This is a genomic window from Eikenella sp. Marseille-P7795, assembly GCF_916618725.1.
GTDB classification, from domain to species: Bacteria; Pseudomonadota; Gammaproteobacteria; order Burkholderiales; family Neisseriaceae; genus Eikenella; species Eikenella longinqua.
In genome coordinates this window covers 42,533-63,087 of sequence record NZ_CAKAJZ010000002.1, presented here as the reverse complement: position 1 = coordinate 63,087, position 20,555 = coordinate 42,533, and the positions used below count along the sequence as shown (strand labels likewise).

Sequence of the window (20,555 nt, the reverse complement as noted above, 5' to 3'; positions counted from 1 at the left end):
CCTGAAAACCTGCCGACACATTTTCAGGTAGCCTAAACCACTTTGCTATCAAGCGGTTTGGATTAGTTATAGCCGCGAACTCCGCCCTGAAAGCCGCAGCCAAGCCGCCCCGATTTTAGCTTCGCAGAAACCCAGCCTTGCTTCGCAAGACATCGCTCCACTTCGCTGAAGCTGGCGCTTTCAGGTAGCCCCAACCCATAACAAACAAACCCAAGGAACCCGCCATGAACCCGCTTCCCCCCGAACTCGCCGCCCAACTCGCCGCGCTCAGCCCGCTGCAACTGGCCTGGCTCTCCGGCTACTGCTGGGCGCAGGCCGGCGGCCAGGCCGCGCAGCCTGCTGTTGCCGCGCCCGCCACCGCTCATTCTGCGCCAACCGCGCCCGCCGAACCCCTGCGCGTGGCCGTGATTTCCGCCTCGCAAACCGGCAACGCCCGCGCCGTGGCCGAACAGTTGCAGCAAAAGCTCGCCGCTGCCGGCGTGAACGCCACCCACACCGCCGCCGCCGACTACAAGCCGAAAAACCTCGCCGCCGAACGGCTTGTGTTGCTCGTTACCTCCACCCAGGGCGAAGGCGAGCCGCCGGAAGAAGCGCTCAGCCTCTACAAACTGCTCAGCGGTAAAAAAGCGCCCAAGCTTGCCGGCCTGCGCTTTGCCGTGCTCGGGCTGGGCGATTCCAGCTACCCGCTGTTTTGCGGCGCCGCCCGCGATTTCGACCGCCTGCTGGCCGATTTGGGCGGCGAGCGCCTGCTGGAGCGCCAAGACTGCGATTTAGACTACCGCGCCACCGCCGAAGCCTGGCTGGAACGCATCGTGCCGCTGGTGTGCGAGCAGGCTGCCGCAGCCGCGCCGGCTTCCGCGCCAAACGGCGTTGCAGCCGGCCCCGCCCCGGCCGCGCCCGAATCTGCCTACAACAAAGCCCACCCCTTCCCCGCCACGCTGCTCGCCCGCCAGAAAATCACCGGCCGCGATTCCGATAAAGACGTGCGCCACATCGAGCTGGATTTGTCCGGCTCCGGCCTGGCCTATCGCGCCGGCGACGCGCTGGGTGTGTGGTTTAGCAACGACCCTGCCGTGGTGGAGGAAATCCTCGCCGCCGTTTCGCTCACGGGCGAAGAAGAAGTGAGCATTAACGGCCAGGCCAAGCCCGTGCGCCAAGCCCTGCTGCACGATTGGGAAATCGGCCTGAACACGCTGCAGTTTGTGCAGGGCTATGCCGAAATTTCAGGTAGCCCCGAGCTGCAACAGGCCGCCGAAGGCAACGCCGCCTATGCCGCCGCCAACCCGATTGCCGGCATCGTGTCGCGCCATCCGGCCAAGCTCACCGCCGAGCAGCTCGCCGGCCTGCTGCGCCCCCTCTCGCCGCGCCTCTATTCCATCGCCTCCGCGCCCGAAGAGGCGGGCGAAGAAGTGCACCTCACCGTGGGTGTGTTGCGGCTACGAGCACCATGGCATCCCGCGCACCGGCGCCGCCTCCGGCTTCCTGGCCGAGCGGCTGGCCGAAGACGAAACCGTGCGCGTGTTTGTCGAGCCCAATCCGCGCTTCAGGCTACCTGAAAATCCGGAAGCCCCCGTGATCATGATCGGCGCCGGCACCGGCATCGCCCCCTTCCGCGCCTTCATGCAGCAGCGCGCTGCCAACGGCGATCCTGGCAAAAACTGGCTCTTTTTCGGCAACCCGCATTTCACCCAGGATTTCCTCTACCAAACCGAATGGCAGGCCTGGGCGAAAGAAGGCCTGCTGAGCAGATACAGCTTCGCTTGGTCGCGCGATCAGGCAGAGAAAACCTATGTGCAGCACAAAATCCGCGAAGAAGCCGCCGAGCTGTGGCAATGGCTGCAACAGGGCGCCTATGTTTACGTGTGCGGCGACGCCTCGCGCATGGCCAAAGACGTGGAACAAGCCCTGCTGGCCGTGATTGCCGAACAAGGCCGCCTCAGCCCCGACGAAGCCGAAGACTACCTCGACACCCTGCGCCAAGAAGGCCGCTACCGCCGCGACGTGTATTGAAAACAGCGGCTGTTTTTCAGGTAGCCACGGTAGGCAAACAAAAGGCTACCTGAAAATCAAAAAACCATTTTCAGGTAGCCCCAAGCAGACCGTAAAAAGGCTACCTGAAAACCCCAAACACCCAAACCCAAAGGAAACGCCATGACCGCCCCCGACCCCCGCGCCAAACTCCCCAAGCCCCTTGCCGACAACGAACGCCTCAAAGGCCAAAGCCGCCACCTGCGCGGCACCATCGCCGAAGACCTCGGCGACGGCCTCACCGGCGGCTTCAACGGCGACAACTTCCAACTCATCCGCTTCCACGGCATGTATGAGCAAGACAACCGCGACATCCGCGCCGAGCGCCACGAACAAAAGCTCGACAACCTCAAAAACGTCATGCTGCGCTGCCGCCTGCCCGGCGGCGTCATCACCCCGCAGCAATGGATCGGCATCGACCAATTCGCCGGCAGCCACACCCTCTACGGCTCCATCCGCCTCACCAACCGCCAAACCTTCCAATACCACGGCATCCTCAAGCCCAACATCAAAGCCGTACACCAATGGCTGCACAAACTCGGCCTCGACACCATCGCCACCGCCGGCGACGTAAATCGCAACGTCTTGTGCACCAGCAACCCCGTGGAAAGCAGCCTGCACCGCGAAGCCTGGGAATGGGCCAAGAAAATCAGCGAACACCTGCTGCCCAAATCCCGCGCCTACGCCGAAATCTGGCTCGACGGCGAAAAGGTGGAATCCACCGAAACCACCCCCACCGCCCCGCTCGCCGACAGCGTGAAAAGCGGCGACGCCACCGAGCCCGTGCTCGGCGCCAATTACCTGCCGCGCAAATTCAAAACCACCGTCGTCATCCCCCCGCACAACGACGTAGACCTGTACGCCAACGACTTAAACTTCGTTGCCATCGGCGAAAACGGCAAGCTCGTCGGCTTCAACGTGCTCGTGGGCGGCGGCCTCTCCATGGAGCACGGCAATACCAAAACCTACCCCAACACCGCCCGCGAATTCGGCTTCATCGGGCTCGACAAAGTGCTTGACTGCGCCGCCGCCGTGGTGTCCGTGCAGCGCGACTGGGGCAACCGCAGCGACCGCAAAGCCGCCAAAACCCGCTACACGCTCGAGCGCGTGGGCACCGAAGTATTCATCGCCGAAGTGGAAAACCGCATGGGCGCCCAATTCCAGCCTTCCCGCCCCTACGAATTCACCTCGCGCGGCGACCGCATCGGCTGGGTGCAGGGCGAAGACAAAAAATGGCACCTCACCCTCTTCATCGAAAACGGCCGCATCACCGACGCCCCCGGCAAAACGCTCAAAACCGGCCTGCGTCAAATCGCCGAAATCCACCAAGGCGACTTCCGCCTCACCGCCAACCAAAACCTCATCGTGGCCGGCGTGCCCGAAGGCGAAAAAGAGCGCATTGAGCAAATCGCCCGCGCGCACGGCCTCATCAGCGCCGCCGTTACCCGCCAGCGCGAAAACAGCATGGCCTGCGTTGCCCTGCCCACCTGCCCGCTGGCCATGGCCGAAGCCGAACGCTTCCTGCCCGAATTCCTCGACCGCGTGGACGAAATTATGGCCGAACACGGCTTGGGCGGCGAACACATCGTGTTGCGCGTAAACGGCTGCCCCAACGGCTGCGGCCGCAGCATGCTCGCCGAAATCGGCCTGGTGGGCAAAGCCCTCGGCCGCTACAACCTCTACGCCGGCGGCAACCGCCAAGGCACGCGCATCCCCCGCCTCTATAAAGAAAACATCACCGAGCCCGAAATCCTCGCCATCCTCGCCGACTGGATTGCCGGCTGGGCGCAACACAGGGAGGTAGGCGAAGGCTTCGGCGACTACGCCGTGCGCAGCGGTATCGTCCGCCCCGTGCTCGATCCCCCGCGCGACTTCTGGGCCGCCTCCGCCGCCTAAATCGACATCCGGCGAAACGGCACGGCAAGAAAAAGGCTACCTGAAAACCATTTTTCGGTTTTCAGGTAGCCTTTTTGCCGCGCGCCAGTCAGCCGATGCGTTTGAACGGGGGCAGGCAGGCGAGGAGTTGTTTGCCGTAGCGGGCGGTGAGGATGCGGTTGTCGAGGATGGTGATGCGGCCGTAGTCGTGCTCGGTGCGGATGAGGCGGCCCACGGCCTGGGTGAGCTTGATGCCGGCTTCGGGCACGGTGATTTCCATGAAGGGGTTGCCGCCGCGCTGCTCGATCCAGCGGCTGCGGGTTTTTTCGATGGGGTGGTCGGGCATGGTGAAGGGCAGCTTGGCGATGATGACGTGGGCACAGTCGCTGCCGGGCAGGTCGAGCCCTTCGGCGAAGCTGTCGAGGCCGAAGAGGATGCTGGCGCGCCCGCCGGCCACGGCTTGGCGGTGGCGTTCGAGCAGGATGGCTTTGGGCTGGTCGCCTTGGATGAGCAGGAGCGGCAGGTGGCTTTCAGGTAGCCTCAGGGCCACGTCTTGCATTTGTTTGCGCGAGGAGAACAATACGAGGGTGCCCACGGCTTCTTCGGGGCTGATGAGCTTGGGCAGCCATTCGGCGATTTCGGCGGTGTGGGCTTCGGCCTGCTTGGGGCTGGCGGCCACGGGCGGGAGGTAGAGCTCGCCTTGGGCGGGGAAGTTGAAGGGGCTTTCCAGCGCGAGGGTGGTGGTTTCGGGCAGCCAGTGCAGGCCGGTTTGCTTTAATAAATGGTCGAAGCTGTCGAGCGATTGCAGGGTGGCGGAGGTGAGGACGGCGCCGGCGGCGCGGCGCCACAGGCCGGCGGCGAGCATGGCGGCGGCGCTCACGGGGGAGGCGTGGAAGGAGTAATCGGTTTTGTCGCTGCCGTGGCTGCATTCTATCCATTTGGCCAGGGGCGGGGCGTCGCCGGCGGGCTCGGTGGCGAGCAGGTCCCACACGGCGCTGATTTGCTCGATGCGGGCGCGGAAGATGCCGAATTCGCTGCTGAGGCGGTCGATTTGGGCGCTGTCGCTGTCTTTTTCGCGGCGGGCGGCGGAGAGGGCGTCGTTGAGGCCGTTGGCGTGCTTGTAGAGGCTTTGCGCGGCGGCGGCGGTGTTGGACACGAGCAGGGCGAGCGCTTCGGGGATTTGGCCGTCTTGCCACAGCCATTGCGGGTTGCGGCCGCTGTCGTTGTAGGCGAGCTCGGGGGTGTCGCCGAGGTGGAACTGCCATTCGTAGAGGCTGTCGAGCAGGCTGGCGGCGGCTTCGTCGGCCAGGTTGGCGAGTTCGGCTTTGTCGGCGAGGGCGGCGATTTTGTCGGTGATTTGCGGCAGTTTTTCCAGCGCCCACACGGCTTGGTTGAGCGAATGTTCGGCGGCAAACTGGTTGAGCGCTTTTTTGGGCAGGTGGTGGGCTTCGTCGATGCAGTAGAAGCTGTGTTCGGGCGCGGGCAGGATCACGCCGCCGCCCATGCCGATGTCTACCATGAGCAAATCGTGGTTGCTCACCACCACATCCACTGTTTCGAGCGTGTCGCGGGCAAGGTAGAAGGGGCACTCGGGGCGGTTGGGGCAGGCGGCTTTGAGGCAGCCGTAGTTGTCGTTGTTTACTTTGAGCCAGAGGGCGTCGTCGATTTTTTCCGGCCAGGTGTCGCGGTCGCCGTTGAAGCGGCGTTCGGCGAAGGCGTCGGCCAGTTCGCGCAGGGTTTGGATTTCTTCGGGCTTGGGCTTGCTGTCCCACAGGATTTGCGGGGTGTCGAAGCCGGCGAGGGTTTGCTGCGCCTGGCTTTGGGTGAGCTGGTAGAGCTTGTAGGGGCAGAGGTAGCGGCCGCGGCCTTTGGCCAGGGCGAAGGTGAGCTCGAGCCCGCTTTTTTCCACTAAAAACGGCAAATCGCGCCCCACGAGCTGCTCTTGCAGCGCCACGGTGGCGCTGGACACCACCAGCCGTTTGCCGCGCGTTTGCGCCATGATGCCGCCGGCTAAGAGATAGGCCAGGCTTTTGCCCACGCCGGTGGGCCCTTCGATTACGGCGATGCTCTCGCCCTCGCGTTTGGGCGGCTCGGCACCTTCGGCCTGCTCCTGGCTGCGCGAGAAGGTGTTGGCCACGGCGGCGAGCATTTCGCGCTGCGCTTTGCGCGGGCGGAAATGGGGCAGGTTTTCGCTGATGGCCTGGTAGTGGCGGCGGATGGCGTCTTTTTCTAAATCGGTGAGCATGGCGGCAAGGGCGGGAAAGAGGCGGGTATTATAAGAGATTATGGGTGGGCGGGCGGAGAGGCTACCTGAAAAATATGGCTTGAGGCTGGCGCTGGTTTTAGCTTCGCAGGAACTTAGTGTATTCGTTTTAACTGCGTTGAAGCTTACGCTTTAGCTTCGCAGAAACTCAGCCTTGGCTATACGCCAAGACATCGTTTTCAGGTAGCCTTTATACCGGCGGCAGGCTACCTGGAAGCCGATGGCGGCTGCTTCAAAAGGCAAGTACAATCCGCCGCATCGCAAATCAAACGTTTGGAGAAGGCAATGTCTGAACTCTTGGAATTTTTCCGCACGGAAACGGTGGGCGCGGCGGCGGAAACGCTGGATTTCTGGCTCAACGAGTGCAGCCTGGACGAAGCGCCCACAGCGGAGGAAGTGGCGCAGTGGCAGGCGGTGTTGGATGCGCGCGGCGGGCGGTTTACGCGGCTGGCGATGATGTGCGCCGACTGGCTCTCGGAGCACGGCGCGTGAGCCGCTGGCTTCTGCTGAGCGAGCTGTGGTTTGCCGGCATAGTGTATGCGCTGCTGCTGCACGAGGGCGGCAACACGCCGCCGCCGTTTGCCCATTTCGACAAAGTCGTGCACGCGGGCTTGTTTTTCGGACAGTTTTGGCTGCTGGCCAAGGTGTTTTTGCAGCGGCGGCGGGCGGTGCCGGTGAGGGCGTTGCTGACGGCGGCGCTGGTGCTGGCTGCGGGCAGCGAGTGGGCGCAGGGCACGCTCACGGCTTCACGGCAGGCCGATTGGCTGGATGCGGCGGCAGATATGGCCGGCGCGGCGGCAGCGCTGTATTTTGCCGTGCAGGTGCAGGCGGCGCGGGGCAGGGCGGTGGTCAAGAAAGAAGCATAAAACCTGCACGGCGAAGGGGCGGACGCATCGCGCGGAAATGCGCCAAAGGCGCAGAATGTGCTTGCTAAACGGCGTGCCCGGGCTTATAATGCACCTTCTTTCGGAATGTAGCGCAGTCTGGTAGCGCACTTCGTTCGGGACGAAGGGGTCGGAGGTTCGAATCCTCTCATTCCGACCAGCTTTTTAAAAAGACTTGGTGCTGCCAAGTCTTTTTGTTTTGGTGCGGCGCAAACGATGCTGCGCCCTTAGGCCTCAAAGGCTACCTGAAAAAATATTCCCCATTCCCATCCAGTTATCGCAAAGAAAACCGTTATGACTGTTTCCGTGATCCAAGACCTGCAAGCGCGCGGCCTCATCGCGCAAACCACCGACATCGAAGCGCTGGACGCTTTGTTGAGCCAACAGAAAATCGCCCTCTACTGCGGCTTCGACCCCACTGCCGACAGCCTGCACATCGGCCATCTGCTGCCCGTGCTCGCCCTGCGCCGTTTCCAGCAGGCCGGGCACACGCCGATTGCTTTGGTGGGCGGTGCAACCGGTATGATTGGCGACCCCAGTTTCAAAGCGGTGGAGCGCAGCCTCAATTCCGCCGAAACCGTGGCCGGCTGGGTGGACAGCATCCGCAACCAGCTCAAACCGTTTTTGAGCTTTGAAGGCGAAAACGCCGCCATCATGGCCAACAATGCCGACTGGTTTGCCGGCATGAACTGCTTAAGCTTCCTGCGTGACATCGGCAAGCATTTCTCCGTAAACGCCATGCTGAACAAAGAATCCGTGAAGCAGCGCATTGACCGCGACGACGTGGGCATCTCCTTCACCGAATTCGCCTACACGCTGTTGCAGAGCTACGACTTCGCCGAGCTGAACAAACGCCACGGCGCGTTGCTGCAAATCGGCGGCTCCGACCAATGGGGCAACATCACCAATGGCATCGACCTCACCCGCCGCTTGAACCAAAAACAAGTATTCGGCCTGACCCTGCCGCTGGTAACCAAATCCGACGGCACCAAATTCGGCAAAACCGAAGGCGGCGCGGTGTGGCTGAACGCGAAGAAAACCTCGCCCTACCAGTTCTACCAATTCTGGCTGAAAGTGGCCGATGCCGACGTATATAAATTCCTGAAATACTTCACCTTCCTGAGCATCGAGCAAATCGACGCCATCGAAGCCCAAGATAAAGCCAGCGGCACCAAGCCCGAAGCCCAGCGCATCCTTGCCGAAGAAATGACGCGCCTGATTCACGGCGAAGAAGCCCTCGCCGCCGCGCAGCGCATCAGCGAGAGCCTGTTTGCCGAAGACCAAAGCAGCCTCACCGAAAGCGACTTCGAACAGCTCGCCCTCGACGGCCTGCCCGCATTTGAAGTTTCAGGTAGCCTCAATGTGGTGGAAGCCCTGGTGAAAACCGGCTTGGCTTCGTCCAACAAAGAAGCGCGCGGTTTTGTGAACAGCAAAGCGGTGCTGCTCAACGGCGCGCCCGCCGAGCAGAACAACCCGAACCACGCCGCCGAACGCCCCGACGATGCCTACCTCATCGCCGACGCGCACAAATGTTTCGGCAAATACACCATCCTGCGCCGCGGCAAACGCAACCACGCGCTCTTGGTGTGGCAATAATCTTCTAAAGCCAAGCGAAAGGCTACCTGAAAATCTGCCGCGGCATTTTTCAGGTAGCCTTTCTGTTAGTTTACCTATTGAAAATATTGCCAATCATCCGGCAATCAAGGCGGCTTGGAAAGGCAGGTTCCGGCGCCGGCCAAACCGTTTCTCCGCCGGCGGGCAGGGTGTCGGCAGGGCGGCTTTCGGCGTATGATTCGCCGCTGCGCTTGCCCGGTTTCCGCCGTAGAACGAAAGCCATGCTCCGGCCAAACAGTAGATTTTGCAGAACGCGCAGGCATTCCCCGCCTGTTCTGCAAAATACTATTGAATCGAGAAAAAAATGACACAGGCAATCAACCAAATCCGGCTGGCCGACGAAGCCGCCCGCCCGCCGGAAACCATCCTGGTAAACATCACGCCGCAGGAAACCCGCGTGGCGCTGCTGGAAGAAAACAAAGTGTGCGAGCTGCACATCGACCGCAACAGCGGCCACGGCCTGGTGGGCAATATTTATCTGGGCGTGGTGCGGCGCGTGTTGCCCGGTATGCAGAGCGCCTTCATCGACATCGGCCTGGAGCGCGCCGCCTTCCTGCACATCGTGGACGTGCTCGAACAGCGCCAAAAGCCCGAAGAAACCCAGCGCATCGAGCATATGCTGTTTGAAGGGCAAACCATTCTCGTGCAGGTAATCAAAGACCCGATCAACAGCAAAGGGGCCCGCCTTTCCACCCAAATCTCGCTGGCCGGGCGCTTCCTCGTGTATCTGCCGCAAGACAGCCACATCGGCATTTCCCAGCGCATCGAAGACGAAAATGAGCGCAACGACCTGCGCGAGCGCCTCAAAGCCCTGCTGCCAGAAGAAGGCAACCACGGCTACATCATCCGCACCAGCGCCGAAACCGCCCGCGACGAAGAGCTGCAAGCCGACATCGACTACCTCACCAAACTCTGGCAAGACATCCGGCAGCGCTCCCAAAACAGCCCGCCCGAAACCATGCTCTACCAAGATTTGCCGCTCAGCCTGCGCGTGCTGCGCGACATGTTCAACGGCAACACCCAAAAAATCTTCGTCGATTCCGCCCATAACTACCAGCGCATGCAGGATTTCGCCAGCCAATACGTGCAAGGCGCCGTGGAGCGCATCCAACACTATCAGGGCGAAAAGCCCCTGTTCGAGCTTTTCCCCGTGGAGCAGGAAATCAACCAATCGCTCCAGCCCCGCGTGGATTTAAACTTCGGCGGCTACCTCATCATCGAAAGCACCGAAGCCATGACCACCATCGACGTGAACACCGGCGGCTTCGTGGGCGCGCGCAATTTCGACGAAACCATCTTCAAAACCAACCTCGAAGCCTGCCACGCCATTGCCCGCGAGCTGCGCCTGCGCAACCTCGGCGGCATGATTATTGTGGATTTCATCGACATGGCCAGCGACGAACACCGCCAAGCCGTGCTCGGCGAGCTGGCCAAAGCCCTGCGCTTCGACCGCACCCGCGTTACCCTCAACGGCTTCACCAGCCTCGGCCTGGTGGAGCTCACGCGCAAACGTTCGCGCGAAAACCTCAACCACGTATTGTGCGAGCCGTGCCCGGTTTGCCAGGGCAGGGGCTACCTGAAAACCACGCAAACCGTGTGCTACGAAATCCAGCGCGAAATCGTGCGCGAATCGCGCCGCTTCGACGCGCGCGAATTCCGCATTCTGGCCGCTCCGCCGGTGATCGATTTGTTTTTAGACGAAGAATCGCAATCGCTGGCGCTGCTCATCGATTTCATCGGCAAGCCGATTTCGCTGATGGTGGAAGGCAGCTATACGCAGGAGCAGTTTGATATCGTGTTGTTGTAGCGCGGAGCGAAGAAAAGGTTACCTGAAAACGCAGCGCAGCGAAGTTTCTGCGAAGCTAAAATTTTCAGGTAGCCTTTTGCGCTGTGCGGCGGTTATTTTTTCAGCGAATCGCGGATTTCGCGCAGCAGCAGGATTTCTTCGGAAGGTTCGGCCGGGGCTTCTTCGGCGGCGGGGGCTTCTTTTTGCAGTTTGCTGATGCCTTTGATCACGGCGAAGATGGCGGTGGCGATAATCAGGAAGCTGATTACGGTGTTGATAAAGAGGCCGATGTTGAGCGTTACCGCGCCGGCAGCTTGGGCGGCGGCGAGGGTGGCGTAGCCTTCGGCGGGGGCGTTGGCGCCGTCTTTCAGGGTGATGAACAGGTTGGAGAAATCCACGCCGCCCAAAATCAGGCCGATGGGCGGCATGATTACGTCGTCCACCAATGATTTAACGATGCCGGAAAAGGCGGTGCCCACCACCATGCCGACGGCAAGGTCGATCACGTTGCCGCGCATGATGAAGGCTTTGAATTCGTCGCGAAGTGCCATGTGTGTTTCCTTTAAGTGTGGTGAAAAATCGGCGGCATGATAATGGTTTTGTGTGCCGCCGTCTGTATGTTGCGGATAAGTTTTGTTAAGTGTTGGTGGGGCGGGGCGGGAATGGGCAGATTATTCGATTTCGCTGCTGTTGTTTGGCAGGATATGGCGGCTATTTGCAGCTACCTGAAAACGAAAACGCCAATGCGGGCTGAACGGATCAGCCCGGCTGCATCAGGGCGCGGATTTCTGCCAAGGAAATGGCGGGGGTGGCGCCGTGGCGGGTAACGTTGAGGGCGCCGATGGCGCAGGCGAAGGCGAGGGTGTCGGCGGGGGCAGCGCCGGAGAGCAGCTGGTGCAGGAAGTCGGCGAGGAAGCTGTCGCCCGCGCCCACGGTGTCGGCCACGTTTACGTGGAAGCCGTGGTGGGCGAGGATTTCGCCATGGCGGAAGTAGAGCGCGCCGTGTTGGCCGAGGGTAACGCAGAGGTGGTCGGTGCGGGTGTGGCGGGCGAGGTAGTGCAGGTTTTGCTCGAGGCTGCGGTAGGGTGAGCCGAAGGCGGCGGCGAGCTCGTAGAGCTCTTCGTCGTTGAGCTTGATGAGGTGGGCCTGCTGCATCAGGCTGAGCACGCGCTGGGCGTCGTAGTGCGGCTTGCGCAGGTTCACATCGAGCACACGGAAGCGGGCGGCGGGCAGGAGCTGCTCGAGCGCGGCGCGGGATACGGGGTCGCGGCCGGAGAGGCTGCCGTAGATGAAGGCGTCGGATTCGGCCACGCGCGCGAGGGCGGCTTCGGTGACGCGGATTTTGTCCCAGGCGCAGGGATAGACGATTTCGTAGCCGGCGCTGCCGTCGGCTTTGAGCAGCACTTTCACCAGGCTGGTGGCGTGTTCTTCGTCGATCTGCACGAGATCGGCGGCCACGTTGCGTTCGGCAATCTGGCGCAGCAGTTCTTCGCCGTCGGCATCGCGGCCGCAGCGGCTGATGATGCTGCATTCGGCGCCGAGGGAGGCGAGCCGCACCAGGATGTTGAGCGGGGCGCCGCCGAGGGCTTTGCCGCCGGGAAAGTCGTCCCATAATACTTCGCCGAAGCTGCTGATTTTCATGATGACTCTCTAAGGTTGGGGGTTGGGGGAGGATGTAGTGGATTAACAAAAATCAGGACAAGGCGACGAAGCCGCAGACAGTACAAGTAGTACGGCAAGGCGAGGCAACGCCGTACTGGTTTTTGTTAATCCACTATACCTGAAAAATGGTGGGGATGTTTTCAGGTAGCCTCAAGCATTTTACTGCTTTGTCTGTTTAACGGCCGATGGGGAAGAAGAGGAAGGGCTGTCAATTCTGCCCGATGCCGAGGCGGCGGAAGGCTTCGGCGCAGGAGATGCGGGTGCTGTCGGCCAGCAAATCGGGGCGGACGGATGCGAATTCGCAGTGGCCGCTGTTGCTGAGGATGAAGCTGTAGCGCTCTTGGATTTGGTAGCGTTGGTTTTGCGGGATGTAGCGGTAGTTCAGGCGCGGGCCGTGCATTTCACCCCGGCGGTTTTGCAGGCTGATGGAGGCGCGTTCGCCTTGGGTGAGGGAGAAGCAGGTTTGGGCGCCGTTGGCATCGGGCGGGGTGCAGCCGCTGGGGTTGTTGCGCCGATATTGTTCTTCCAGGGCTCTGCGTTCGGCGGGGCTTAATATGCTGCGCGGGTCTGGCGGGCGGCGTGGTTCGGCCGGCTGTTGCGCGGCGGGTATGCAGTTTTGGTTGCCGTAAATTTGCAGGCAGTGCCCTATCCGCTCTTGAAGCTGCCGGTCGGCTTCGCGGCGCATGCGCTCGTTGGCCGGGTCGGCTTGGGCGGTGTGGCTGGCGAATAGGGCGGCCAGCGCTAGGAGCGGGAATAGGCGGGATGGTTTCATGGGTTGGTTTCTTTATTTGTTTGCCAAGGGGTAGGTTTGGGGCTCGACATACTTTTCTTGTGCGGCATTATAGTGGATGAGGAAGGCTTGGTTGCGGTAGCGTTTGAAGCCGTCGAAGCCGGATACAGTGAGCTGCAGCGGGTAGATGCCTGCAGTGGGGCGGGCGTGGGGCATGATGCGGAAGGAGGCGGATAGTTCATACCATTCGGCACGGCATTTTTGGCGCTCGGCGGGAGTATTGGGTCGATAGGTGTCGCGGTTGGTATGACAGTTGTCTAGATAGTAGCCGTTACTTGTTTCGGTTGTGATGCGGCTTTCGCTAATTTTGCCTGCGCCGTTGTGGATAAAGATAAGAATTTCCGAGCTGGCATAACCGTGGTTTAGGTAGGATATAGGCGTCATAAAACCCCAACGCTCTCTGCCGAATTGGCGGAATGACCAATATTTGGCTTCGGGCGTGAGGCCATAAGTCCCGATTTCGATGTAGTGTTTAGCTGCCAACAGTTGCCAGCCACCGTTCTCTTGTTTCAGCACAAATATGCCAGCCAAGCCGGATTGCCTCCGGCCACCGCTGCTTTCACCTTTATCAAAGTCAAACATATCGCCGGTGTATAGCAGATACATCAGCCTGCCCTGTGCTGTTTGGCGGATTTCACGTTTGGTTTGGCGCATGCAGAATTCGCCGCCTTCGTTGGAGTTGTATTCTAATTCTGCGTCTGAGGGGCTGGCTCGGAAGCAGCGGTGTTGCTGCGAATAGTTCCGGTAGTAGAGTTGAACGATTTGCTCGGGGGTTTGCGCTCTGGGCATGGCTTTTTGCAGCCGGTGGGGCTGGGCGAGTGCGGTGTGCGCGTGGCTGGCGGCGGTGCTGAGGAGCAGGGCGAGGAGGAGCGGGGTTTTCATGATGGCAAAGAATACATTGTTTAACTGCGTTGAGGCTCGCGCTTTCAGGTAGCCTGGCGAAGAATAGGCTACCTGAAAATCGTTGAGCACTTTTTTCAGGTAGCCTTCGTGCGCTTTACACGTTGAACAGGAAGTGCATCACATCGCCGTCTTGCACCACGTATTCCTTGCCTTCCACGCGCATTTTGCCGGCTTCTTTGGCTTTGGCTTCGCCGCCGAGCGACACAAAATCATCGTAGGCGATGACTTGGGCGCGGATGAAGCCGCGTTCGAAGTCGGTGTGGATGACGCCGGCGGCTTGCGGGGCGGTGTCGCCTTTATGAATCGTCCAGGCGCGGACTTCTTTCACGCCGGCGGTGAAGTAGGTTTGCAGGCCGAGCAGGTCGTAACCTGCGCGGATCAGGCGGTTCAGGCCGGGCTCTTCCAAGCCCATTTCGGCGAGGAACTCGGCTTTTTCGTCGTCTGCCAGCTCGGCGATTTCGCTCTCCATGGCGGCGCACACGGCCACCACGGGGGCGTTTTCTTTGGCGGCGAGCTCTTTCAGGCGGTCGAGGTGCGGGTTGTTTTCAAAGCCGTCTTCGGCCACGTTGCCCACATACATGGCGGGCTTGGCGGTGAGCAGGAACAGCGGTTTGAGCAGGGCGGTTTCGTCGGCATCGAGGCCGAAGGAGCGCACGGGCTTGCCTTCGTTGAGGTGCGGCAGCAGTTTTTCGCATAGGGCCACCAGTTTTTGCGCGTCTTTGTCGCCGGATTTGGCGCGTTTGCCTTCGCGCAGGATGGCTTTTTCCACGCTGGCGAGGTCGGCCAGCGCCAGCTCGGTGCCGATGGTTTCAATGTCGGCAATCGGATCGACTTTGCCGGATACGTGGACGATGTTGTCGTCGTCGAAGCAGCGCACTACGTTCACAATGGCGTCGGTTTCGCGGATGTTGGCGAGAAACTGGTTGCCCAAGCCTTCGCCTTTGCTCGCGCCTGCAACCAAACCGGCAATATCGACAAACTCGACGATGGCGGGCTGCATTTTTTGCGGGTTGACGATTTTTGCCAGCTCCGCCATGCGCGGGTCGGGCACTTCCACAATGCCGACGTTGGGCTCGATGGTGCAGAAGGGATAGTTTGCCGCTTCGATGCCGGATTGGGTGAGGGCGTTGAAGAGGGTGGATTTGCCGACGTTGGGCAGGCCGACGATGCCGCATTTCATGCTCATGGGTGTTCCTTAGTATGCCGTTGAATCAAATCGGCGGATTTTATCATAGAAGGCTACCTGAAAGCGTGAGCTTCAACGCAGTTAAAACTTCTGCATCGGGCTTGGCGATATTTTCAGGTAGCCTTTTGGGCGCGGGAGGCTACCTGAAAATGCCGGCTCGGTGTTTTTGGCTACGCAGAACCTGTAGCGCTCGTTTTCACTTCGTTGAAGTTGCGCTTTAGCTGCGCAGAAACTCAGCTTGGGCTGCGCCCAAACATCGCTTTCAGGTAGCCTTCGGCAGGGCAGGAAATAGGCAGCTTGGGCGCAAGGCTGTTATAATGCCGCCCCTGTTTGGCCGGCGCGTTGGCCCGGCCGCCATACCGAATAACTACAGAGCCGCACACCATTATGCTTGAGCACCTGCCTTATTTCCAGCAACACCTGCCCCGCGATTTGGGCCGCGTTAATGCGGTGATCGAGCGCGCGGTGCAGTCGGAAGTGGCGCTGATTTCGCAAATCGGGCGCTACATCATCAGCGCCGGCGGCAAGCGTTTGCGCCCCATCCTCACCATCCTCTCCGGCAAGGTGCTGGGCTACGAGCAAGACCCGCTCTACGCGCTGGCGGCAATGGTGGAATTCATCCACACCTCCACCCTGCTGCACGACGACGTGGTGGACGAAAGCGAAATGCGGCGCGGCCGCCAAACGGCCAACAATATGTTTGGCAACGCCGCCGCCGTGCTGGTGGGCGACTTTCTCTACACCCGTGCGTTTCAGCTGATGGTGTCTTCCGGCAGCTTGAAGATTTTAGACGTGATGGCCGATGCCACCAACATCATCGCCGAAGGCGAAGTGCTCCAGCTGATGAACATCGGCAACACCCAAATCACCGAAGCCGAATATGTGCAGGTAATCCAATACAAAACCGCCAAGCTGTTTGAAGCCGCCGCGCAGGTGGGCGCGATTCTGGCCGGCGCCACGCCCGAGCAGGAGGCCGCGCTGAAAGACTACGGCCGCCACATCGGCACCGCCTTCCAAATTATCGACGACGTGCTGGATTACGCCGGCAACGTGGCCGAAACCGGCAAAAACGTGGGCGACGACCTGGCCGAAGGCAAGCCCACCCTGCCGCTGATCTACCTCATGCAAAACGCCGCGCCGCCCGTGGCCGATGCCGTGCGCCACGCGCTGGAGCACGCCGACCGCAGCTATTTCGAGCAAATCCACGGCTATGTGGCGCAATCCGATGCGCTGGCCTATTGCGTGAACGAGGCGCGCAAAGCGATGGACGAAGCCGTGGCCTGCCTGGGAGCGCTGCCGGATAACGACGTGGCCCGAGCCATGCGCCAGCTTGCCGAAGAATCGCTGGCGCGTGTATCATAGCGGCCTTTTTATTGGGAATAGATAATTGCATCTGAACCTTATCCCGCTGTTTTTGGTGATGCTGATTTTGCTGGGCGTGCTCAGCAATAACCAATCCATCACCATCGCCGCCACCGTGCTGCTCCTGATGCAGCAAACCTTGCTGGCGCGCTATATCCCGCTGGCCGAACAATACGGCGTGCAGGCGGGCATCATCCTGCTGACCATCGGCGTGCTCAGCCCGCTGGTGTCGGGCAAAATCCAAATTCCCGGCCTGGCCGGGTTTATGAACTGGAAAATGTTTGCGGCGGTGTCGGTGGGCGTGCTGGTGGCGTGGTTGGCCGGGCGCGGCGTGCCGCTGATGAGCGAACAGCCGGTGTTGGTAACCGGCCTCCTGCTGGGCACGATTATCGGCGTGGCCTTTTTGGGCGGCATCCCGGTGGGGCCGCTGATTGCGGCGGGGATTTTGTCGTTTCTGGCCGGGAAGTGATGGATAGCAGCATAAATTTTGAGTTTTGATTTCTCGCCGTAGTTCAACGGATAGAACGTATGCCTCCTAAGCGTAAAATACAGGTTCGATTCCTGTCGGCGGGGCCATGATGAAAAGGCTACCTGAAATTTTCAGGTAGCCTTTTTTCATTTGCTTGACTTCATCCTAATATGGGACTAGATTCTTATCCCATGAAGATTATCGCCGTTTCCACTTTGCGCGAATTTTGGGCAATCCATCCGGATGCCGAGCAGCCGCTCAAGGCATGGTATGCCGAGGTGAAGCATGCCGATTGGCGCAATATGCACGACATCAAGCAAATGTTTGCCACGGCCAGCATTCTGAAAAACAACCGCGTGGTGTTCAACATCAAAGGCAACCGCTATCGGCTGGTGGCCGCGATATGGTTCGGGGCGGGCTATGTATACATCAAATTTGTCGGCACGCACGGCGAATACGACAAAATCAGTGCCGATACTGTAGAAAGGAGTTGAACCATGTTGCCGGCGTTGAAACCTATCCGCAGCGAGGAAGCCTACCGTGCCGCTTTGGCGCGCTTGGAGGCGTTTTTTGACGCTAATCCCGATGCCGCTGCTCAAGAAGAGGCGGATTATTTTGAAGTGTTGGCTTCCTTGGTGGAGGCTTATGAGGCGCGGCAATATCCGGTGGAGCCGCCCACGCCGATTGAAGCCATCAAGTTCCGTATGGAGCAAATGGGGTTGGAAGTGAAGGATATGGACGGCATCATCGGTAAACCGAACCGCGTATACGAGGTGCTGAACGGCACCCGCCCGCTCAGTTTGGCCATGATCCGCCGCCTGCACGACAAGCTCGGTATTTCCGCCGATACGCTGATTCGGGCTACCTGAAAACCGTATTGCAGAAAATTCGGATTCAGAAGGGACGGCAGCGTAGTATTACTAAGTAAAGGCTACCTGAAAAATTTAGCTTCGCAGAAACTTCGCTGCGCTGCGTTTTCAGGTAGCCTTTTTTTGCCTGCCGTTTGCGGGAAACGGGCATCAGCCGGTATTGCGCAGGCCTTGTGCCACGCCGTTGATGGTGAGGTGGATGAGGTGGATGAGCTGCGGGTTGCCGGGGTGGCGGCGCAGGCGGGCGAGCAGGGCTACCTGAAGCCAGTTGAGCGCGTTCAGATAGGGGATGCGCAGGGTGAGCGAGCGGGCTAGGGTGCGGTTGTCGGTGAGCAGGTGGTCTTGCTCGATCAGTTGCAGCAGGGCGCGGCGGCTGCGCTCGAATTCGCCGGCAATGCGCTCAAACATGGCTTCGGCGGCCTGCGGCTGGGCGGCGAGGCCCACGTAGGCGCGGGCGATGTCGAGATCGGCCTTGGCCATCACTTGTTCCATATTGGAGAGCATGGCTTGGAAGAAGGCGCTGTGCCGCACCATGTGGCGCAGGCGTTCGAGGTTGGCGGGGTTGTCGCGCAGAAGCTGCTCGACGGCGCTGCCGAAGCCGTACCAGGCGGGCAGCATGAGGCGGTTTTGCGTCCAGGAGAACACCCAGGGGATGGCGCGCAAATCCTGTATCCGCGCCAGGGTTTTGCGGCTGGCGGGGCGGCTGCCGATGTTGAGGCTGGCGATTTCGTTGATGGGGCTGGTTTGCAGGAAGTAATCGACGAAATCGGGATGGGTGATGAGCGCGCGGTAGTAGGCGAAGGCGGCGTCGGAGAGGGATTGCATCAGCGCGGCGTCGGGCTCTTCGGTGCGGTGCGGCAGCAGGCTGGCTTCGAGTGCGGCGGCCACCAGGGTTTCCAGGTTACGCTCGGCGTTGTCGGCGTCGGCGTATTTGGCGGTGATCACTTCGCCTTGCTCGGTGATGCGGATCTGTCCGGCCACGCTGCCGGCGGGCTGCGCCAGCACGGCTTCGTAGGAGGGGCCGCCGCCGCGCCCCACGCTGCCGCCGCGGCCGTGGAACAGGCGCAGGCGCACTTGGTGTTTGGCAAACAGTTTCACCAGCGCCTGCTCGGCCTGATACAGCACCCATTGGCTGGTCACGTAGCCGCCGTCTTTGTTGCTGTCGGAATAGCCGAGCATGATTTCTTGGATGTTGCTGCGGCCGGCGAGCAGGTGGCGGTACCAGGGCAGGGAGAAGAGGTGATCCATCACGCCGATGCACTCTTGCAGCGCTTCGATGGTTTCAAACAGCGGTACGATGTTGAGCCGGCTTTCAGGTAGCCCTTCGGCATTCAGGCGCAGCAGGCCGGTTTCTTTCATAATCAGAGCCAAGGCCAGCATTTCGCTGGCGTTTTCGGCGTTGGAAATAATGCTCTGGCGGATGGCGTCTTCGCCGAATTCGGTTTTGATGGCGGCGGCGGCGCGGAAAATGGCCAGCTCGTGCTCGGTGGCTTCGCTGTATTGGGCAAACGGGCTGTGCAGCGGGCGCGGGGAAGACAATTCGCGCAGCAGCACGCGTTCGCGTTCGGCTTCGCCCAGCTCTTGCAGGTTTTCCAGGCCGGCGGCGGCAAAGAGCTCGGCGGCCACGTCGATGTGGCGCTGGGCGTGCTGGCGCAAATCCAGCGGCATCAGATAGAAGCGGAACACGGAGGCGGAGCGGATGAGGTCGGCCAGGCGGCCGTCGGCCAAGAGGCGACTGCCGTTGTCGCACAATGAAGCGCGGATGGCGTGCAGGTCGGCCAAAAATTCTTCCACCGTGGCATACGGCTCGAGCAGGCCGAACAGGCTGCCCAGCCCGCTGCCAAATTTGCGGGCGGTGGCCACAGTGCGGGCGATGATGTAGGCCAGGGCGCGGCGGTAGGGCTCTTCTTCGTGCGCTCGCTCGGTGTCGGGCGATTGGGCAGATAAAGCCAGCACTTCGGGGCTCACGTTGACGCGCCGCACCGACATGGGCAACTCTTCATACAATTTATACAGCTGGCTGCGGTAGAAGCGGAACACGGCGCTCACCTGCTGGGCGAAGGCAGCGCGCAGGGTGTCGGCGGACACGAATGGGTTGCCATCGCGGTCGCCGCCAATCCAGCCGCCAATGTGCAGCACGTTGGGCAGGCGGCTGTGCGGGTAGGCTGCCTGAAGCGCGGCCTCCAGCTTGCGGTATACGCCGGGCACGGCAGTAAAGAAGCTAAGCGGGAAATACATGATGCCGTTGCTGATTTCGTCGGCTACGGTGATTTTGAAGTGGCGGTTTTCATTGGTTTGCCACAGCGTCCACAGCATGGTTTGCACCTGCTGCTGCAAGCGGTCTTCGTTTTGGCCGGCCTGGCTGGCGCGGCGGTCGAGCAGGTTGCGGATTTGGCGGTGCAGGGTGAGGATGGTTTGGCGCTGCACTTCGGTGGGGTGGGCGGTGAGCACGGCAGCCACTTCGGTGTGGTCGAGCTGTTGTTGCAGCGCTTCGGCGTTCACGCCCTGCTGGCGCAGCAGCTCGAGGGTGTGGCCGAAGGTGGATTTCACATTGTCGCGGGTGTGGCTGTGGGCGAGGCGGCGGCGCTGGTGGTGCGCGTCTTCGGCAATGTTGAGGATTTGCGCAAACAGGCCGCAGGCGCGGATGAGGTCTTCGAGCTGCTGGTCGTTGAGCTGCGGCAGGCTGCGCGCCACCACTTCCTGCGGCGCTTCGCCGCTAATCAGCGCGGCCACGGCGTCTTGCACGGGGCGGTCGGTTTGCGCGGCGAGCACGGTTTGCAGCGCATCGGTGAGGAAGGCGACGTCGTCGAAGAGGGGGGCGTCTTTGTAGGGATGCTGGGGTTGTTCGAGCATAGCGGGGAGTT

Annotated in this window: 16 protein-coding genes, 2 tRNA genes and 1 pseudogene; 12 read left to right on the top strand and 7 right to left on the bottom strand. The window is 61.0% G+C overall.

Annotated elements, in window-relative coordinates:
• Positions 1 to 224 precede the first annotated feature (224 nt).
• Both LG371_RS03645 and cysI read left to right on the top strand, forming a co-directional pair.
• A pseudogene (locus tag LG371_RS03645) lies at positions 225 to 2,010 on the top strand (assimilatory sulfite reductase (NADPH) flavoprotein subunit).
• A 141-nt stretch (positions 2,011 to 2,151) separates the two neighbouring features.
• On the top strand, positions 2,152 to 3,924 hold the full coding sequence (gene cysI / locus LG371_RS03640; protein ID WP_225747775.1) for an assimilatory sulfite reductase (NADPH) hemoprotein subunit: 1,773 nt from the start codon (positions 2,152 to 2,154) through the stop codon (positions 3,922 to 3,924).
• Positions 3,925 to 4,012: 88 nt separating this feature from the next.
• Here cysI and dinG read toward each other — a convergent pair whose 3' ends face one another.
• Positions 4,013 to 6,148 carry an ATP-dependent DNA helicase DinG gene (gene dinG / locus LG371_RS03635; RefSeq protein ID WP_225747774.1) on the bottom strand — a complete coding sequence of 712 codons (2,136 nt, stop codon included), beginning with the start codon at positions 6,146 to 6,148 and terminating at the stop codon, positions 4,013 to 4,015.
• Positions 6,149 to 6,451: 303 nt separating this feature from the next.
• On the opposite strand from dinG, the gene LG371_RS03630 reads away from it, so the two are divergent.
• The 5 genes from LG371_RS03630 to rng all read left to right on the top strand — a co-directional run bounded on the left by LG371_RS03630 (position 6,452) and on the right by rng (position 10,471).
• Complete coding sequence (locus tag LG371_RS03630; protein WP_067592552.1) at positions 6,452 to 6,658, top strand: dioxygenase; 207 nt, start codon at positions 6,452 to 6,454, stop codon at positions 6,656 to 6,658.
• Complete coding sequence (locus LG371_RS03625; RefSeq protein ID WP_225747773.1) at positions 6,655 to 7,032, top strand: hypothetical protein; 378 nt, start codon at positions 6,655 to 6,657, stop codon at positions 7,030 to 7,032. The genes LG371_RS03630 and LG371_RS03625 overlap by 4 nt, the downstream gene beginning before the upstream one ends.
• Before the next feature lie 101 nt (positions 7,033 to 7,133).
• A tRNA-Pro gene (locus LG371_RS03620) sits at positions 7,134 to 7,210 on the top strand.
• A gap of 134 nt (positions 7,211 to 7,344) precedes the next feature.
• Positions 7,345 to 8,646, top strand: coding sequence for a tyrosine--tRNA ligase (gene tyrS / locus LG371_RS03615; protein ID WP_225747772.1), 1,302 nt, complete (start codon positions 7,345 to 7,347; stop codon positions 8,644 to 8,646).
• Between the two features lie 322 nt (positions 8,647 to 8,968).
• Positions 8,969 to 10,471: a ribonuclease G gene (gene rng / locus LG371_RS03610; protein ID WP_225747771.1), complete on the top strand. Its 1,503-nt coding sequence runs from the start codon at positions 8,969 to 8,971 to the stop codon at positions 10,469 to 10,471.
• A 92-nt stretch (positions 10,472 to 10,563) separates the two neighbouring features.
• On the opposite strand, the gene mscL is transcribed toward rng, so the two are convergent.
• The 5 genes from mscL to ychF form a co-directional block, all read right to left on the bottom strand.
• Positions 10,564 to 11,001, bottom strand: coding sequence for a large conductance mechanosensitive channel protein MscL (gene mscL / locus LG371_RS03605; protein WP_067592561.1), 438 nt, complete (start codon positions 10,999 to 11,001; stop codon positions 10,564 to 10,566).
• 208 nt (positions 11,002 to 11,209) lie between these two features.
• Positions 11,210 to 12,091, bottom strand: coding sequence for a carbohydrate kinase (locus LG371_RS03600; protein ID WP_225747770.1), 882 nt, complete (start codon positions 12,089 to 12,091; stop codon positions 11,210 to 11,212).
• A 229-nt stretch (positions 12,092 to 12,320) separates the two neighbouring features.
• Positions 12,321 to 12,884: a hypothetical protein gene (locus LG371_RS03595; protein ID WP_225747769.1), complete on the bottom strand. Its 564-nt coding sequence runs from the start codon at positions 12,882 to 12,884 to the stop codon at positions 12,321 to 12,323.
• 12 nt (positions 12,885 to 12,896) lie between these two features.
• A complete protein-coding gene (locus tag LG371_RS03590; protein WP_225747768.1) occupies positions 12,897 to 13,784 on the bottom strand; it encodes a hypothetical protein in 888 nt (295 codons plus the stop codon).
• Between the two features lie 115 nt (positions 13,785 to 13,899).
• Positions 13,900 to 14,991 (bottom strand): redox-regulated ATPase YchF, encoded by a 1,092-nt coding sequence (ychF, locus tag LG371_RS03585; protein WP_225747767.1) that lies wholly within the window; start codon positions 14,989 to 14,991, stop codon positions 13,900 to 13,902.
• A 387-nt stretch (positions 14,992 to 15,378) separates the two neighbouring features.
• Between ychF and LG371_RS03580 the strand changes: the two genes are divergently transcribed.
• The 5 genes from LG371_RS03580 (at position 15,379) to LG371_RS03560 (ending at position 17,691) form a co-directional block, all read left to right on the top strand.
• The gene (locus LG371_RS03580; RefSeq protein ID WP_225747766.1) at positions 15,379 to 16,353 is read left to right on the top strand and encodes a polyprenyl synthetase family protein; all 975 of its coding nucleotides are present in this window, start codon (positions 15,379 to 15,381) and stop codon (positions 16,351 to 16,353) included.
• A gap of 25 nt (positions 16,354 to 16,378) precedes the next feature.
• Complete coding sequence (locus LG371_RS03575; RefSeq protein ID WP_067592576.1) at positions 16,379 to 16,822, top strand: DUF441 domain-containing protein; 444 nt, start codon at positions 16,379 to 16,381, stop codon at positions 16,820 to 16,822.
• Between the two features lie 32 nt (positions 16,823 to 16,854).
• Positions 16,855 to 16,929, top strand: a tRNA-Arg gene (locus LG371_RS03570).
• 84 nt (positions 16,930 to 17,013) lie between these two features.
• Positions 17,014 to 17,316 carry a type II toxin-antitoxin system HigB family toxin gene (locus tag LG371_RS03565; RefSeq protein WP_067592579.1) on the top strand — a complete coding sequence of 101 codons (303 nt, stop codon included), beginning with the start codon at positions 17,014 to 17,016 and terminating at the stop codon, positions 17,314 to 17,316.
• 3 nt (positions 17,317 to 17,319) lie between these two features.
• Positions 17,320 to 17,691 (top strand): type II toxin-antitoxin system HigA family antitoxin, encoded by a 372-nt coding sequence (locus tag LG371_RS03560; protein ID WP_067592581.1) that lies wholly within the window; start codon positions 17,320 to 17,322, stop codon positions 17,689 to 17,691.
• 150 nt (positions 17,692 to 17,841) lie between these two features.
• Here the strand turns inward: LG371_RS03560 and ppc are convergent, their stop codons facing one another.
• A complete protein-coding gene (gene ppc / locus LG371_RS03555) occupies positions 17,842 to 20,544 on the bottom strand; it encodes a phosphoenolpyruvate carboxylase (protein WP_225747765.1) in 2,703 nt (900 codons plus the stop codon).
• Between the last annotated feature and the right edge of the window lie 11 nt (positions 20,545 to 20,555).

Excerpts from the sequence above, each read along its gene's own strand:
- cysI (WP_225747775.1), top strand. The coding sequence starts at position 2,152 with ATGACCGCCCCCGACCCCCGCGCCAAACTCCCCAAGCCCCTTGCCGAC.
- dinG (WP_225747774.1), bottom strand. The coding sequence starts at position 6,148 with ATGCTCACCGATTTAGAAAAAGACGCCATCCGCCGCCACTACCAGGCC.
- LG371_RS03630 (WP_067592552.1), top strand. The coding sequence starts at position 6,452 with ATGTCTGAACTCTTGGAATTTTTCCGCACGGAAACGGTGGGCGCGGCG.
- tyrS (WP_225747772.1), top strand. The coding sequence starts at position 7,345 with ATGACTGTTTCCGTGATCCAAGACCTGCAAGCGCGCGGCCTCATCGCG.
- rng (WP_225747771.1), top strand. The coding sequence starts at position 8,969 with ATGACACAGGCAATCAACCAAATCCGGCTGGCCGACGAAGCCGCCCGC.
- mscL (WP_067592561.1), bottom strand. The coding sequence starts at position 11,001 with ATGGCACTTCGCGACGAATTCAAAGCCTTCATCATGCGCGGCAACGTG.
- LG371_RS03600 (WP_225747770.1), bottom strand. The coding sequence starts at position 12,091 with ATGAAAATCAGCAGCTTCGGCGAAGTATTATGGGACGACTTTCCCGGC.
- LG371_RS03595 (WP_225747769.1), bottom strand. The coding sequence starts at position 12,884 with ATGAAACCATCCCGCCTATTCCCGCTCCTAGCGCTGGCCGCCCTATTC.
- LG371_RS03590 (WP_225747768.1), bottom strand. The coding sequence starts at position 13,784 with ATGAAAACCCCGCTCCTCCTCGCCCTGCTCCTCAGCACCGCCGCCAGC.
- ychF (WP_225747767.1), bottom strand. The coding sequence starts at position 14,991 with ATGAGCATGAAATGCGGCATCGTCGGCCTGCCCAACGTCGGCAAATCC.
- LG371_RS03580 (WP_225747766.1), top strand. The coding sequence starts at position 15,379 with ATGCTTGAGCACCTGCCTTATTTCCAGCAACACCTGCCCCGCGATTTG.
- LG371_RS03565 (WP_067592579.1), top strand. The coding sequence starts at position 17,014 with ATGAAGATTATCGCCGTTTCCACTTTGCGCGAATTTTGGGCAATCCAT.
- LG371_RS03560 (WP_067592581.1), top strand. The coding sequence starts at position 17,320 with ATGTTGCCGGCGTTGAAACCTATCCGCAGCGAGGAAGCCTACCGTGCC.
- ppc (WP_225747765.1), bottom strand. The coding sequence starts at position 20,544 with ATGCTCGAACAACCCCAGCATCCCTACAAAGACGCCCCCCTCTTCGAC.